The sequence below is a fragment of the Streptomyces sp. NPDC002853 genome (assembly GCF_053591915.1).
This window is the reverse complement of the sequence record NZ_JBSFUS010000008.1, coordinates 123,189-138,524: the sequence shown is the minus strand read 5'-3', so window position 1 is coordinate 138,524 and position 15,336 is coordinate 123,189. Positions and strand designations below refer to the sequence as shown.

General features: G+C 70.9%; 11 protein-coding genes. 7 read left to right on the top strand and 4 right to left on the bottom strand.

The window, feature by feature from the left end; all coding sequences use genetic code 11:
- Positions 1-186: 186 nt before the first annotated feature.
- The 6 genes from ACWD02_RS22665 to ACWD02_RS22640 all read left to right on the top strand — a co-directional run bounded on the left by ACWD02_RS22665 (position 187) and on the right by ACWD02_RS22640 (position 8,091).
- A complete protein-coding gene (locus tag ACWD02_RS22665) occupies positions 187-1,401 on the top strand; it encodes a S8 family peptidase (RefSeq protein WP_451213702.1) in 1,215 nt (404 codons plus the stop codon).
- A 157-nt stretch (positions 1,402-1,558) separates the two neighbouring features.
- Complete coding sequence (locus ACWD02_RS22660; RefSeq protein WP_451213699.1) at positions 1,559-2,572, top strand: LacI family DNA-binding transcriptional regulator; 1,014 nt, start codon at positions 1,559-1,561, stop codon at positions 2,570-2,572.
- 144 nt (positions 2,573-2,716) lie between these two features.
- Complete coding sequence (locus ACWD02_RS22655) at positions 2,717-4,072, top strand: ABC transporter substrate-binding protein (protein ID WP_451213696.1); 1,356 nt, start codon at positions 2,717-2,719, stop codon at positions 4,070-4,072.
- Positions 4,069-4,971 carry a carbohydrate ABC transporter permease gene (locus ACWD02_RS22650; RefSeq protein ID WP_451213693.1) on the top strand — a complete coding sequence of 301 codons (903 nt, stop codon included), beginning with the start codon at positions 4,069-4,071 and terminating at the stop codon, positions 4,969-4,971. The genes ACWD02_RS22655 and ACWD02_RS22650 overlap by 4 nt, the downstream gene beginning before the upstream one ends.
- Positions 4,968-5,855: a carbohydrate ABC transporter permease gene (locus ACWD02_RS22645; protein WP_451213690.1), complete on the top strand. Its 888-nt coding sequence runs from the start codon at positions 4,968-4,970 to the stop codon at positions 5,853-5,855. Before ACWD02_RS22650 ends, ACWD02_RS22645 begins: the two co-directional genes overlap by 4 nt.
- A gap of 13 nt (positions 5,856-5,868) precedes the next feature.
- Complete coding sequence (locus ACWD02_RS22640) at positions 5,869-8,091, top strand: beta-xylosidase/alpha-l-arabinosidase (RefSeq protein ID WP_451213687.1); 2,223 nt, start codon at positions 5,869-5,871, stop codon at positions 8,089-8,091.
- A 16-nt stretch (positions 8,092-8,107) separates the two neighbouring features.
- Here the strand turns inward: ACWD02_RS22640 and ACWD02_RS22635 are convergent, their stop codons facing one another.
- From ACWD02_RS22635 to ACWD02_RS22620, 4 genes are all read right to left on the bottom strand, one after another.
- Positions 8,108-9,349 (bottom strand): MFS transporter, encoded by a 1,242-nt coding sequence (locus tag ACWD02_RS22635; protein WP_451213684.1) that lies wholly within the window; start codon positions 9,347-9,349, stop codon positions 8,108-8,110.
- Positions 9,349-10,782, bottom strand: a complete 1,434-nt coding sequence (locus tag ACWD02_RS22630) for a CitMHS family transporter (RefSeq protein WP_451213681.1) — start codon at positions 10,780-10,782, stop codon at positions 9,349-9,351. The genes ACWD02_RS22635 and ACWD02_RS22630 overlap by 1 nt, the downstream gene beginning before the upstream one ends.
- A 121-nt stretch (positions 10,783-10,903) precedes the next feature.
- A complete protein-coding gene (locus ACWD02_RS22625) occupies positions 10,904-13,144 on the bottom strand; it encodes a molybdopterin-dependent oxidoreductase (protein WP_451213678.1) in 2,241 nt (746 codons plus the stop codon).
- Positions 13,145-13,234: 90 nt separating this feature from the next.
- Complete coding sequence (locus tag ACWD02_RS22620; RefSeq protein WP_451213675.1) at positions 13,235-13,867, bottom strand: TetR/AcrR family transcriptional regulator; 633 nt, start codon at positions 13,865-13,867, stop codon at positions 13,235-13,237.
- A gap of 101 nt (positions 13,868-13,968) precedes the next feature.
- Here ACWD02_RS22620 and hmgA point away from each other — a divergent pair, with 101 nt between their 5' ends.
- Positions 13,969-15,324, top strand: a complete 1,356-nt coding sequence (hmgA, locus tag ACWD02_RS22615) for a homogentisate 1,2-dioxygenase (protein WP_451214568.1) — start codon at positions 13,969-13,971, stop codon at positions 15,322-15,324.
- Positions 15,325-15,336 lie beyond the last annotated feature (12 nt).

The following is a 15,336-nucleotide window of genomic DNA, read 5'->3' as shown; positions in this document are numbered from 1 at the left end:
TGCATGTGACAGATACATGTCACCTCGCCAACTCCCTTGATCTACGCCTGTAGAGCCGACATTCTGCTGAGCGCGCCAGGAGCGGAACGCACCGCTCCTGGCTGTGTGTGCGATCACGCACACGCCCCCACAGTTGCGCCGCCCGACCCCAGGGCGAGCGCCGCCTATGAGGAGGACTCCCTCGTAATGGCAATGCTGCGCAGCAAGAAGACCGTGATCGCCGCGGCGATCTCGACCGCCACCGCCGCCACCCTGTTCGGTGCGGTCACCGCCCTTCCGGCCCAGGCCGCTCCCGCCGAGGGCACCGTGATCGGCGCCGGTTCGGCCGACGCCGTCAAGGGCAGCTACATCGTCACGCTGAAGACGAACTCGGGCTTCAAGGCCGCCTCGACCCAGGGCAAGGGCCTGATATCCGAGTACGGCGGGTCGGTGAAGAAGACCTTCAAGTCCGCGCTCGACGGATACACCGTCGAGCTGAGCGCGGCGGAGGCGAGACGCCTCGCCGCCGACCCCGCCGTCGCCTCGGTGGAGCAGAACCGGACGGTCCGTGCGGACGCGACCCAGAGCAACGCGCCCTGGGGTCTCGACCGCATCGACCAGACGAGCCTGCCGCTTTCGGGTACGTACACCTACCCGGACACCGCGGGCTCGGGCGTCACCGCGTACGTGATCGACACCGGCGTACGCATCTCGCACTCCGAGATCAGCGGGCGCGCGGTGAACGGCTACGACGCGGTCGACCGGGACAACATCGCCCAGGACGGCAACGGCCACGGTACGCACGTGGCCACCACCATCGCGGGCAAGACGTACGGCGTCGCCAAGAAGGCCAAGATCGTGGCCGTCCGCGTGCTCGACAACAACGGCTCCGGCACGACCGCCGGCGTCATCGCGGGCATCGACTGGGTGACGGGCAACCACACGGCGGGCGCCCCCGCCGTGGCCAACATGTCGCTCGGCGGCGGGGCATCCACCACGCTCGACAACGCGGTGAAGAACTCCATCGCCGACGGCGTCAGCTACGCGGTCGCCGCGGGCAACGAGGGCGTCAACGCCTCCTCGTCGTCCCCGGCGCGGGTCCCCGCGGCCATCACGGTGGGCGCCACCAGCAACACGGACGCCAAGGCCAGCTGGTCCAACTACGGCTCGGTCCTGGACATCTTCGCGCCGGGCGTCTCCATCAAGGCGGGCTGGCACACGGGCGACACCGCCACGAACACCATCTCCGGTACGTCGATGGCCACTCCCCATGTCGCGGGTGCCGCGGCGGTCTACCTGGCGGGCCACACCTCGGCCACACCCGCCCAGGTCTCGTCCGCGCTGGTGAACGGAGCCACCACGGGCAAGGTCACCAGCCCGGGTTCCGGTTCGCCGAACAGGCTGCTGAAGATCGTCCCGTAGCTCCCATGCGGTTCTCGCGGTAACCCGTTCCCCGGAGGCAGCCGGCGCCTCCGGGGAACATCCGCACGCCAACTCGTTCAGCGGCCCCTCTCCTCTAGGCTTCCCCCAACTCCGGTGTTCCGGAAGACTTCTGCAAGGTTTCGACGGAGGTGGGGAAGTGAGCCGGTCCAAAAGCAAGGTGACCATCACGGAGATAGCCCGGCAGGCCGGTGTCTCGGTGCCGACGGTGTCACGGGTGGTCAACGGCCGGTCCGACGTCTCGGAGGACACCCGCGCGCGCATCGAGGACCTGTTGCGCGAGCACGGCTACGAACGGCGGGCGAGCGCGCCCGGCAGCCGCGCCGCCCTCGTCGACCTGGTCTTCAACGACCTCGACAGCCCCTGGGCCGTGGAGATCATCCGCGGGGTGGAGGAAGTGGCGCACGCGGCAGGCGCGGGCACGGTCGTCTCCGCGATCCACGGGGCATCGGGCTCGGCCCGCCAGTGGATGAAGAACCTGCGGGCCCGCGCGTCGGACGGCGTGATCCTGGTGACCTCCGTCCTGGAACCGATGCTCCACGACGAGCTGCGGCGGCTCGGCGTACCGCTCGTCGTGATCGACCCGGCGGGGTCGCCCGCCCTGGACGCACCGACCGTGGGCGCCACCAACTGGGCGGGCGGGATGGCCGCGACGGAGCATCTGCTCTCCCTCGGACACCGCAGGATCGGCTTCATCGCGGGGCCGCCGAGGCTCCTGTGCTCCCGGGCCAGGCTCGACGGCTACCGTGCGGCGCTGGAGAGCGCGGGCGTGCCGGTCGACGACGCCCTGATCGTGCCGGGCGACTTCTACCACGCGTCCGGGTTCGCCGGGGCGGGCGAACTCCTCGGCCTCGCCGAGCCGCCGACCGCGCTCTTCGCCGCCAGCGACCAGATGGCGCTCGGCGCGATCGAGGCCCTGCGGCGGCGCGGCCTGCGGGTTCCCGAGGACCTCAGTGTGGTGGGCTTCGACGATCTGCCGGAGGTCAGCTGGTCGGCTCCGCCCCTGACGACCGTGCGCCAGCCGCTGTCCGACATGGGGAAACTGGCGGCCCGTACGGTACTGCGGCTGGCGCTCGGCGAGGAGCCCGCCTCGCCCCGCGTCGAGCTGGCCACGGAGCTGGTGGTGCGGGCGAGCACCGCGCCGCGCGTCTGAGCCCCGCCCACGCATCCGCCGACGCATCGGTCGGTGCCGCGAACTCCCTTTCCTGTCAGGAGCGTTGACACGTCCGGGCGCCGCCCGTAACTTCCGTGCGCATCGACCGATAGTTTTCGGAACTCTTCCGGAAGGTGCGCTGCGATGCCTACCCCTCCCCTGCGCCGACTGTCCCGACCGGGCCGTCCGGGACGGCGCATACGTACGGCCCTGGCCGCCGCCGCGGCCCTGACGCTCGCCGCCACCGGCCTCTCCGCCTGCGGCAGCGGCGGCCCCCAGGACAGCGCGGGCGGTGGTGGCGCCGCGCTGGAGGCCTGGGTCTACGGCGACCCGTCGGCCGCCGTGCAGCGCAAGGTCGTCGACCGCTTCAACAAGACCTCGGACGTGAAGGTGAAGCTCGTCGAGATCCCCGGCGAGGGCTACCAGGACAAGATGCGCACCTCCATGGGCACCGCCAACGCCCCCGACATCTTCTTCAACTGGGGCGGCGGCTCCATCAGTGACTTCGTGGCCAAGGACATGCTGGTCGACCTCGGCCCGTACATGAAGAAGGACCCCGCGCTGAAGAAGGCGTTCATCCCCTCGATCCTCGACGCGGGCCGCATCGACGGGACGTACTACGGCGTCCCGATGCGCGGCATGCAGCCGGTGATCCTCTTCTACAACAAGAAGGTCTTCCGCGAGGCGGGCGCCCAACCTCCCTCTTCCTGGGCCGGCATGCTCGACCTGATCGACACCTTCAAGGAGAAGGACGTCACGCCCTTCGCGCTCGCGGGCGCCGACCCGTGGACCGAGCTGATGTGGCTCGAGTACCTCCTCGACCGGATCGGCGGGCCCGAGGTGTTCCAGAAGATCATGGACGGCGACGCGTCCGCCTGGAACGACCCCGCCATGATCAAGGCGGGCGAGATGATCCGTGACCTGGTCGACCGCGGGGCGTTCGGCAAGAACTACAAGTCCGTCAACTACACCGCGGACGGCGCGTCCACCCTGTTCGCGCGCGGCAAGGCCGCCATGCACCTGATGGGCAGCTGGGAGTACGCCAACCAGCAGGCCAACCAGAAGGAGTTCGCCGAGAAGGGCCTCGGCTGGACGTCCTTCCCCGCGGTGCCGGACGGCAAGGGCGACCCGAAGGACGTCGTCGGCAATCCCACCAACTACTGGTCCGTCAACGCCACCCGGGTGAAGAAGGGCGAACGGCGCGACGCCGCCGTGGAGTTCCTGAAGTTCGCCTCCCAGGACGCCTACGCCAAGGACCTCGTCGCCAACGGAGACGTACCGGCGACCTCGGACGCGAAGAAGCAGCTCAGCGCGCACAAGAGCCCCGAGTACGCCACGTACCAGTACGACATGGTGAGCGAGGCCCCGTCCTTCACGCTCTCCTGGGACCAGGCACTCCCCGCCAAGTTCACCGCCCCGCTCACCAACAACCTGCAGAAGCTCTTCAACGGCGACCTGAGCCCGAAGGGCTTCGCCGACGCGATGCGGCGGGTGAAGTGAGCCCGGCCCCCGCCGGCAGCCGCGTGGGCCGCCCCGGCCTGCTGTGGGCCGCGCCCGGCGCCCTGTTCTTCCTCTGCTTCGCGCTCGGCCCGCTCCTCCTCGTCGGCTACCTCTCCTTCACCGAGTGGGACGGACTCGGCGGCCTGCCCTCCTTCAGCGGCACCGGCAACTGGCGCCGTCTGTGGGAGGACTCCACGATGCGCGGTGCGATCGTCCTGAGCCTGCTGCTCACCGCGCTGACCTGGCTCGTCCAGACGCCGATCGCGCTGCTCCTGGGCGTCTGGGCGGCCGGCCGGCAGAAGAACCGCGCCGTGCTCAGCGCCGTCTTCTTCCTGCCGCTGCTTGCCTCGTCGGTGGCGCTCGCGCTGCTCTGGAAGACGCTCCTGGACCCCAACTTCGGATTGATCGCCGACATCGGGCCCTGGATCGGCTTCGCGGACGGCGACGTGCTCGGCTCCTCGCGCGGCGCGTTCGGCGCGGTGCTCTTCGTGGCGGCCTGGCAGTTCATCCCGTTCCACACCTTGCTCTACCAGGGCGGCGCCCGGCAGATCCCGCGCTCCCTCTACGACGCGGCGTCGATCGACGGGGCGGGCACGGTGCGGCAGTTCTTCCACATCACGCTGCCGCAGCTGCGCAACACCGTCGTCACCTCGTCCGTCCTGATGGTCGTCGGCGCGCTGACGTTCTTCGACACCGTGCTGATCCTCACCGAGGGCGGCCCCGGCACGGACACCACGATCGTCCCCTACTGGATGTACGAGACCGGCTTCGTCTCCCGCGACATGGGCTACGCGAGCGCCATCGCCACGGCGCTCGTCGTGGTCGCCACGGGCATCTCCCTGCTGCTCGTGCGGCTCACCGGCTTCACGGCGATGCGCTCCACGCGGGAGGGTCTGTGACCAGCACCATCGAGCGGCCGGGTACGCGTACCCCCGTACGGCCGCCGCGCAAGACAGGACCTCGGCGGCGCGCCCGCCCCAACCTCCCGGCCGGCGTCGCCTCGCTCGTCTGGCTGGTGATCATCGCGCTGCCGCTGTACGTCCTGCTCGCCACGACCCTCCAGTCGCGCGACGCCTACTTCGACCGCGGCCCGCTCTCCGTGCCCACCGATCCGACCCTCGACAACTACCGCCGCGTCCTGGACAGCAGCTTCTTCACCTACCTCCTCAACACCGCCGTGGTCACGGTCGCCTGCGTCGCGATCGTCCTGGTGCTCGGGGTGTGCGTCGCATACGCGGTGGTGCGCGCGCGGGGCCGGGGCGCCCAGCGCCTCTTCCAGATGTTCCTGCTCGGCCTCGCGATACCCGCCCAAGCCGTGATCATCCCGGTGTTCCTGCTGATCACGAAGTTGCAGCTCTATGACTCGCTGCTCGCGGTGATCCTGCCGACGGCCGCGTTCGCGCTGCCCGTCAGCGTGCTGATCCTCGCCGGTTCCATGCGGGACATCGACGAGGAGCTGTACGAGTCGATGGCCCTCGACGGCGCCGGGCCCGCCCGCATCCTGCTGCGCCTGGTCGTGCCGATGTCCCGCGGAGGCATCTCCACGGCGGCCGTCTACACCGCCCTGCAGGCCTGGAACGGCTTCCTCTTCCCGCTGATCCTCACCCAGTCTCCCGAGTCCCGGGTGCTCACCCTCGGTCTCTACGACTACGTCGGCGAGTTCCGCGTCGACGTGCCGGCGCTGCTCGCCGCCGTGGTCCTTTCCATCGTGCCCATCTTCGCCGTGTATCTCTTCGCCCGCCGTCAGCTGGTCGACGGTCTGATGGGCGCGGGCGGCCGCTGACTTGAGGAGTTCCATGGTCCACCCCTGGCAGGACACCACGCTGCCCGCGTCCGAGCGGGCCGCGGACCTGCTCGCCCGGATGACGCCGCAGGAGAGGCTCGCCCAGCTGCACAGCGTCTGGCCCGGCTCCGACGCGCAGGAGGAGAGCGCCGACGTGGCGCCGCTCCAGCACGAGGTGGCCGAACGCGTCGACCTGGAGGTGCTGCTCCCCCACGGCCTCGGCCAGGTGACGCGCCCCTTCGGCACGACCCCGGTGGAACCCGCCGAGGGCGCCGCCCGGCTCGCCGCCCTCCAGGAGCGCGTCCGCGCCGCGAACCGCTTCGCCCTGCCCGCGGTCGCGCACGAGGAGTGCCTGACCGGCTTCACCGCCTGGCAGGCGGCCGTCTTCCCGACACCGCTCGCCTGGGGGGCCTCCTTCGACCCGGACCTGGTGGCCAGGATGGCGGAGAGCATCGGCGAGTCGATGCGCGCGGTCGGCGTCCACCAGGGGCTCGCCCCGGTCCTCGACGTCGTGCGCGACCCCCGCTGGGGTCGCACGGAGGAGGCCATCGGCGAGGACCCCTACCTGGTGGCGACCGTCGGCACGGCCTACGTCCAGGGCCTCCAGTCGGCGGGGATCGTCGCCACGCTCAAGCACTTCGCGGGTTACGGGGCGTCGCGCGGGGCCCGCAATCACGCCCCCGTCTCCATCGGCCCGCGCGAACTGGCGGACGTGGTCCTGCCGCCCTTCGAGATGGCGATACGTGACGGGGGCGCCCGCTCGGTGATGCCCGCGTACAACGACCTGGACGGCGTCCCGGCCCACGCCCACAAGGCGCTGCTCACCCAAATCCTGCGCGAGGAATGGGGGTTCACCGGAACCGTCGTCTCCGACTACTTCGCCGTGTCCTTCCTGGAGTCGGCCCACGGGGTCACGGGCTCCAGGGCGGGTGCGGCGGCGCTGGCCCTGGCGGCGGGCGTGGACGTGGAACTCCCGGCGGTCAGGTGCTTCGGCGCGGGAGCCACAGTCCCGCGGGACGCGGTGGACCGCGCCGCCCTTCGCGTACTGACCCAGAAGTGCGAACTGGGCCTGCTCGACCCGGACTGGACGCCGACTCCCCCCGCAGGGCGGCTGGACCTGGACCCGCCCCATATGCGGCTGCTGGCGCGCGAGTTGGCCGAGGAATCGGTGGTCCTGCTCGCCAACGAGAACGAGGCGCTCCCTCTCGCACACGACGCACGGATCGCCGTGCTGGGCCCGCTCGCCGACGACCCTGCGGCGATGCTCGGCTGCTACACCTTCCCGCGCCATGTGGGCGTGGAGCACCCGGAGTTGCCGATGGGCGTCGCCGTGCCGACGCTGCTCCAGGCGCTGCGTGCGGAGTTCCCTGAGGCGGTGTTCGTGGCGGATCCGGCCGAGGCGGACGTCTGCGTGGTCGTGGCCGGTGACAGGTCGGGGCTCTTCGGCAGAGGTACGTCGGGGGAGGGGTGCGATGCCGCGGACCTGGAACTTCCGGACGCACAGGGCGACTTGATCGATGGCGCCCTCGCCTCGGGAACACCCACGGTCCTGGCGCTCCTCACCGGCCGCCCCTACGCGCTCGGGCGCTGGACGGGCCGCCTCGCGGGGGTGGTGCAGGCGTTCTTCCCCGGCGAGGAGGGCGGCGGTGCGGTCGCGGGCGTCCTCTCGGGCCGGGTGAATCCGTCGGGGCGGCTGCCGGTGAGCGTGCCCCGCGAGCCGACGGGCCAGCCGTGGACGTACCTGGCTCCCCCGCTGGGCCACCGCGGCGAGGCGAGCAACCTCGATCCGACGCCCCTGTACCCCTTCGGGCACGGCCTCTCATACACGACGTTCGCGTGGGAGGTGTCCCCCGTCCCCGCCGAGCTGCCCACGGACGGCGAGGTGACGCTGCGGCTCACGGTCACCAACACGGGTCCCGTTCCCGGCACGGAGGTGGTCCAGCTCTACCTCCACGATCCCGTGGGCCGGGTGGCACGCCCGGTGACCCGCCTGATCGGTTATGCCCGCGTGCCGCTGTCACCGGGCGAGTCCGCGGAGGTCGAGGCAACGTTCCACGCCGACCTGGCGTCGTACACGGGCCCGGAGGGCCACCGAATCGTGGACCCGGGCGCCCTGGAACTCCGCTTCGGCCCATCCAGCGCGACGACCCACCACCGGGTACCACTGACCCTGACGGGCCCGGAGCGGACCGTGGGCCATGAGCGGCGTATGCGGTGCGAGATGCGGGTGAAGTAGGGGGGCGGACCAGCCTTCAGCCCCTCCGGCGTTTGAGGAGCGGGGGTCTGGGGGCGGAGCCCCTCGTTTCGGGAAGGGGAGGGGTGGGGGAAGGCCCCGCAGGGTTCCGCCTCAGCCCCAACCCGGCCGCCACCAGAAGCAGCCCTCCCAGCATCACGAACGGCGCCGCCACCCCCGCCACGCCGGCAATCAGCCCCGCCCCGGCGGGAGCAGCCACCTGTCCAAGGCGGTTACCGGTGAGCCGCAAAGCCAACGCAGTGGACCGCGCCCCCTCGGGAGCCGCCTGCACCACGGTGGTCATCGACAGCGGCTGCCCGACCCCGAGACAGAACCCGAGGAGCACCAGCATCACCGCAAGCCCCCACACGGGCACCGGCAGCGCGACCCCCGCACACAGCAGGGCGGCCAGCAGACACGTGACCACGATCAGCGCCGTACGCCCGAGCAGATTGATCAGCGGCGTCATCACGAGGCGGCAGGCGATCGTCGCCGCGGCCCGCAGCGAGAGCAGCACGCCGACCGTCGCGGGCGCGATGCCCCGGTGCTCACCGACCACCGGCAGATAGGCCGTGAGGATGTCCGTCGCGGAGAGGACCGCGAGGCTGATGAAGATCCCCGCGGGCACGCCACGGGTACGCAGGATGCCGAGAACGGGGACCTTGTCGCCCCGCTTCGACGAGGCCATGGCCGGACGGGCGTGCTCGATGCGCCACAGCGAGGTGAGCGAGACGGCGGCGACGGCACCCGAGACCAGCAGGGCGAACGCACTCGTACGCCCCATGTCCCCGCCGATGAGGGACCCCGCGGCGACCGGCCCGATCAGCTGCCCGAGCGAGGCGCCGATCGTGAAGTGGCCGAAGTTGCGGTCCTGTTCGTCGGGGGCGGACTGCCGCGCGACGATCGACTGGGCGCCGATCACGAAGCAGAGGTGGCCGAGGCCCATCACACCGCTCCAGGCGGCGAGCGGCCCGAGCGACCCCGCCGTACCGCTGAGCGCGCACCCTCCGGCGATCAGGACGACACCGACCGGAAGGAGGGGCGCGCACCGCCCGTGGTCCGTCCTGCGCCCGAGCGGCACGGCGGCGAAGAGCGGGAGCAGGGCGTACACACCCGCGATGACGCCGATGGCCCGCTCGTCGGCGCCCAGCGAGAGCGCCCGGTAGGAGACGGCGGGACGCGCCATCGACACCGCCCCCTGCGCGAAGCTGAAGGCGATGACGAGGCGCAGCAACCAGGCCCGGCCCGGTGTCGATGGCATCAGATGATGCCGAAGAGGATTCCGGAGCCGAGCACCACGAGCGAGGTGAGCACGGCCCATTTGACGGTGAACTTGGTGTGGTCGCCGAACTCGACCTTGGCCATGCCGACGAGGACGTACACGGCGGGCACCAGCGGGCTCGACATGTGCAGCGCCTGACCGGCGATGGAGGCGCGGGCGATCTCGAGGGTGCTGACGCCGTGCGCCTGGCCCGCCTCGGCGAGGACCGGCAGGACGCCGAAGTAGAAGCCGTCGTTCGACATGAAGTACGTGAGCGGCAGGGACAGCAGGCCGGTGACCAGGCCCATCTGCGGGCCCATGCCCTCCGGGATCGCGTCGACGAGCCACTTGGCCATGCTGTCGACCATGCCGGTGCCCTGGAGGACGCCGGTGAAGACGGCGGCGGCGAAGACCATGCCGGTGACGTTGAGGACGTTCTCGGCATGCGCGCCGATACGGGCCTTCTGGTCGGGCATGTGCGGGAAGTTGACCGTGAGGGCGAGCGCGGCGCCGAGCAGGAAGAGGACCGGGATCGGCAGCCACTCCATGATCATGGCGGTGAGCAGGACCACGGTGAGACCGGCGTTGAACCAGTAGAGCTTGGGGCGCAGGGTGGAGCGGTTCGGGTCGAGCCCCTGGAAGCCGTCGTCCTCGTCGGCATCGCCGGACGCGTCCGTGCCGGTACCGGCCCCGGTGCCCGCTCCCCCGGCGCTCTCCTTGGTGAGTGACATGCGGCCGCCGCCGGTGGTGCCGCCACCGGCGCCCACGAGAACCGTCTCGCTCGCCGTCTCCTTCTCCAGGACCTCGTCCAGGGAGAGCATGCCGAGCCGCTTGCGCTCCCGCAGACCCAGTGCGTAGGAGAGCAGGAAGACGCACACGAGGCCCATGGCGAGCGCCGGGATCATCGGCACGAAGATGTCGGCGGCGTCGACCTTGAGGGCGGTCGCGGCACGGGCCGTCGGGCCGCCCCAGGGCAGGGTGTTCATGACGCCGTTGGCGGTGGCCGCGACGCCCGTCATGACGACGAGGCTCATCTTGAGGCGTTTGTAGAGGGGATACATCGCCGAGACCGTGATCATGAAGGTCGTCGAACCGTCGCCGTCGAGCGAGACGATCGCGGCGAGCAGCGCGGTGCCGACCACGATGCGCACCGGGTCCGCCTTGCAGAAGCGCAGGATGCCCCGGACGATCGGGTCGAACAGGCCGACATCGATCATGACGCCGAAGTACACGATGGCGAACATGAGCATGGCCGCCGTGGGCGCCAGATTCCCGACGCCTTCGAGGACGTAGTCCCCGAGATGGGCTCCCTTTCCTACGAACACGCAGAAGAGCGCGGGGATCAGCACCAGTGCCGCGATCGGCGACATCTTCTTCATCATGATCAGCACCAGGAAGGTGGCGATCATGACGAATCCGAGGATTGTCAGCATGGGGGCTACCTAACGTTCACCATCGAACTCCCACCAGGTCTGGCGGTCCGGTTGACGTTAGGACCCGCGTCGATCCGTTAACAAGATGTTGACGCGTGAGCAATAAGCGCAAAACTCCAGGTCAACGACTTGCTGCCGGTACCAGGGGGGTAAGGGTCACCGGGAATCCGTTGAGCACGGACGTCCCGGAGAGCGGGTCGAGGAGGGTGCCGTCCAGGAGCTGGTTCACATTGGCACCGGGGTTCTCGGCCGCGACGGCCAGGCGGGTGCCGGGACGGTCGTGGCCCCAGCCGTGCGGCAGGCTGACCACTCCGGGGCGCACGGCGTCCGTGACCTCCACGGGGACGGTGAGCGAGCCGCCGGCGGCCTCCACGCGCGCCTGGCCGCCGTGCTCCAGGCCGATCCGGGCCGCGTCGTCGGGGTGGACGTGCAGGGTGCAGCGGTTGGAGCCACCTGTGAGGGAGCGCACGTTGTGCATCCAGCTGTTGTTGGAGCGCAGGTGGCGCCGGCCCACCAGGACGAGCTCGTCCGGGGCGGCGCGCAACGCGTTCGTCAGGCGCGGCAGGTCGTCCGCGATCGGTGCGGGGAGGAGCTCCACCCGGCCGCTGCGCGTCCTGAGGACCTGCGGGAGGCGGGGCTCCAGGGGGCCGAGGTCGATGCCGTGCGGGTGGGCGAGGAGTCGTTCCAGGGTCAGCCCGTCCTCGCGGGCGCCGAATCCGTCGCCGTAGGGGCCGAGGCGCAGCATCAGGTCGAGCCGCCGCTCGGGGCCGCTCTCGCCGGTGAGCAGGGCGGCCAGTTGTCCGGGGTCGCGGCCGTGCACGGCGGAGTGCGGCTCGGTGACGGCCTTGCCGATGGCCTTGTCGACGACCATCGCGTCGACGGCCGCGGGATCGGCGCCGTGCATCCCCCCGGCGGCCAGCACGAGCCGGGCCAGGATCTCGGTCTCCGCCATCCTGCCGTCCGCCAGGGGAAGGGCCGCGCGGGTGTAGCGGACCTGGTTGCGTACGGCGAATCCGTTGAAGGCGAAGTCGAAGTGCGGGCTCTGGGAGGGCGGGGGCGGCGGCAGCACGACGTGGGCGTGGCGGGAGGTCTCGTTCAGGTACGGGTCGACGCTGACCATGAAGTCCAGTGCGGCCAGGGCCTTGTCGAGCCGGTCGCCGTCGGGTGCCGAAAGGACGGGGTTGGCCGCGACGGCGACGACCGCGCGGATCGCGCCATCGCCGGGGGTGTCGATCTCCTCGGCGAGCGCGGCGATCGGCAGTTCGCCCTTGGCCTCGGGGTGCCCGCTCACCCTGCTGTGCCAGCGGCCGAGGGCGAACCCCTTGCCGGGGCCCGCCGGGCGGGGTGCGCGGTCGGTGGCCGAGAGCGGGAACAGGGCGCCGCCGGGCCGGTCGAGGTTGCCGGTCAGCACGTTCAGGACGTCGACCAGCCAGTTGGTGAGCGTGCCGTAGGCGACGGTGCTCGCGCCGACGCGGGCGTAGACGGCGGCGGTGGGTGCGGCGGCCAGGTCGCGGGCGAGGGTGCGGATGGTGTCGGCGGGCACGTCGCAGGCCGCGGATACGGCGTCGGGGGTTAGGTGGCCCACGGCCTCCCGTACCTCCGCCACGCCCTCCACCTGGTCCTCGAGCACCCCGAGGTCGGTGAGTTTCTCCTCGAAGAGGACCTGGACCATGGCCGCGAGCAGCAGCGCGTCCGTGCCGGGCCGGATCGCGAGGTGCCGGTCGGCGAGCTTGGCGGTACGGGTGCGGCGGGGGTCGACGACGGTGAGCGTGCCGCCTCGCGCGCGCAGCGCCTTCAGCTTGCCCGGGAAGTCGGGGGCCGTGCACAAACTCCCGTTGGAGTCCAGGGGGTTGGCGCCGAGCAGAAGCAGATGGTCGGTGCGGTCCAGGTCGGGCACGGGGATGGCGAACGCGTCGCCGAAGAGGAGCCCGCTGGACACGTGCTTGGGCATCTGGTCGACGGTGCTCGCGGTGAAGATGTTGCGGGTGCCGAGCGAGCCGATCAGCACGGGCGGGTAGAGGCCGCCGGCCATGGTGTGCACGTTCGGGTTGCCGAGCACCACGCCGACCGCCTGCGGGCCGTACCGCTCGATCAGGGGGCGGAGGCCCGCGGCGACGGCGTCGAACGCCTCGTCCCAGCTTGCCTCGCGGAGTACGCCGTCCTTGCGTACGAGGGGGCCCTTCAGGCGGTCGGGGTCCGAGTCGGCCTCTCCGAAGGAGGCGCCTTTGGGGCAGATGAAGCCGTGGCTGAACACGTCGTCCCGGTCCCCGCGCGCTCCGGTGACCCGACTGTCTTCGATGGTGAGCGTGAGCCCGCAGGTGGCTTCGCAGAGGGGGCAGATACGCAGGGCTGTGCTGGGCATGGAGACCCTCCAGGGCGGCGGCTACGGCGCACGTTCACCCTCACCATACCGACCGGTATGCATGCCGTCAGGACCCTGCGGCGATCGGGTTCAGTCCAGTGAACCCGCGAAGTAGGAGTGCAGCAGGGTCCGCGTCTCGTCGATCAGGTCCGGATCGCCCGACGGGTGGGCGCGGAAGGCGAGTTGCAGGACGGCGTCCACCGCCTCGACGCCGACGAGCACCGTGCGGCGCAGCTTCTCGTCCAGCGGTCGGCCGATGTGGTCGGCGAGCAGGCCCGCCACCCGCTCGGCGACGTCCGAGTTGGCGTCGGGCATCGCGCCGGGGGCCGAGGGGATGCCGAAGTCGACCAGGCCGAAGCCGGGGACGGTGCGTTTCATGGCGAGGTATTCGTCGAAGGCCGCGTCGACGGCGCCGCGCCAGTCGCCGCGCTCCACCCCGGCCATGCGCGCCGCCACGCGCTCTCCGTAGGCGTCGAGGTTGCGGTGGGCCAGGGCGTCGGCCATGGCGCGCTTGTTGCCGAAGAAGCGGTAGACCGAGCCGATCGGTACGCCCGCCCGGGTGGCGACGGCGCGGGTGCTCAGGTCTTCGTAACCGACCTCGTCCAGAAGTTCGGCGCAGGCGTCGAGGATGCGGGCCAGACGCTCGGCGCTGCGTTCCTGCACGGGCACGCGGCGCAGGGTCTGCGGGGGCGGCGGCGGCTTTGGCTGATCACGGTGGGGCATCCCCGGGAGAGTAGAGCAATGTTCACATCCATGGACCCCCTTGCGGAAGGAAAACGTGAATCCTACGGTGTCCCATAGGAATCGTTGACGAGGGAGCGATGATGAGCCGGGAACACACCAGCGACGCCAGCCGTGGAGACGGGAACGACCCGCGCAAGACGGCCGAGGCACTGACGTACCTCTCCGGCTTCGGCAACGAACACAGCTCCGAAGCAGTGCCCGGCGCCCTGCCGCACGGCCGGAACTCGCCCCAGCGCGCCCCCCTCGGCCTGTACGCGGAGCAATTGAGCGGCACCGCCTTCACCGAGCCCCGCGCGCACAACCGCCGCTCCTGGCTCTACCGCATCCGCCCCTCGGCCGCACACCCGGCCTTCACCCGCGTCGACAACGGCGCCCTGCGGACGGCGCCCTTCACCGAGACGCCCGACCCCAACCGCCTGCGCTGGAACCCGCTCCCCGACCCCGCCCCCGGCACGGACTTCCTCGCGGGCCTGTGGACGCTGGGCGGCAACGGCGACGCCGCCCAGCGCACCGGCATGGCCGTCCACCTCTATCACGCCAACTCCTCCATGACGGACCGGGTGTTCAGCGACTCGGACGGTGAACTCCTCGTCGTACCCGAGCAGGGCGGCCTGCTCCTTCGCACGGAGTTCGGCCTGCTGCGCGCCGAGCCGGGCGAGGTGGCGCTGATCCCGCGCGGGGTGCGCTTTCGCGTGGAGCTCCTCGACGGAACCGCGCGCGGCTACGTCTGCGAGAACTACGGCGCGGTCTTCCAGCTCCCCGACCTGGGCCCGATCGGCGCCAACGGCCTCGCGAACGCACGGGACTTCAGGGCCCCGGTCGCCGCGTACGAGGACCAGGACCGCCCGGTGGAGGTCGTGAACAAGTTCTGCGGCAACCTGTGGCAGGCGACCTACGACCACTCGCCGCTCGATGTCGTCGCCTGGCACGGCAACCACGTGCCGTACGTGTACGACCTGCGCCGCTTCAACGTCATCGGCACCATCAGCTACGACCACCCGGACCCGTCGATCTTCACGGTGCTCACCTCGCCGTCCGACACCCCGGGCCTGGCCGGCGTGGACTTCGTGGTCTTCGCGCCGCGCTGGCTGGTCGGCGAGAACACCTTCCGGCCGCCGTACTTCCACCGGAACGTGATGAGCGAGTACATGGGCCTGATCGAGGGCGCGTACGACGCGAAGGCTGCCGGTCCAGGGGGCTTCGTGCCCGGCGGCGGCTCGCTGCACAACATGATGTCGGCGCACGGCCCCGACCGCGACACCTTCGAGAAGGCCTCGGCCGCCGAGCTGAAGCCGCAGAAGATCGACGACGGGCTTGCCTTCATGTTCGAGACGCGCTGGCCGGTGACGGCGACCGAACAGGCAGCTCAGGCCGCCCATCTGCAGCGCGGGTACGACGATGTGTGGGAGGGTCTGGAGCGCCATTTTCGAAACTGATCGGCAACTGAT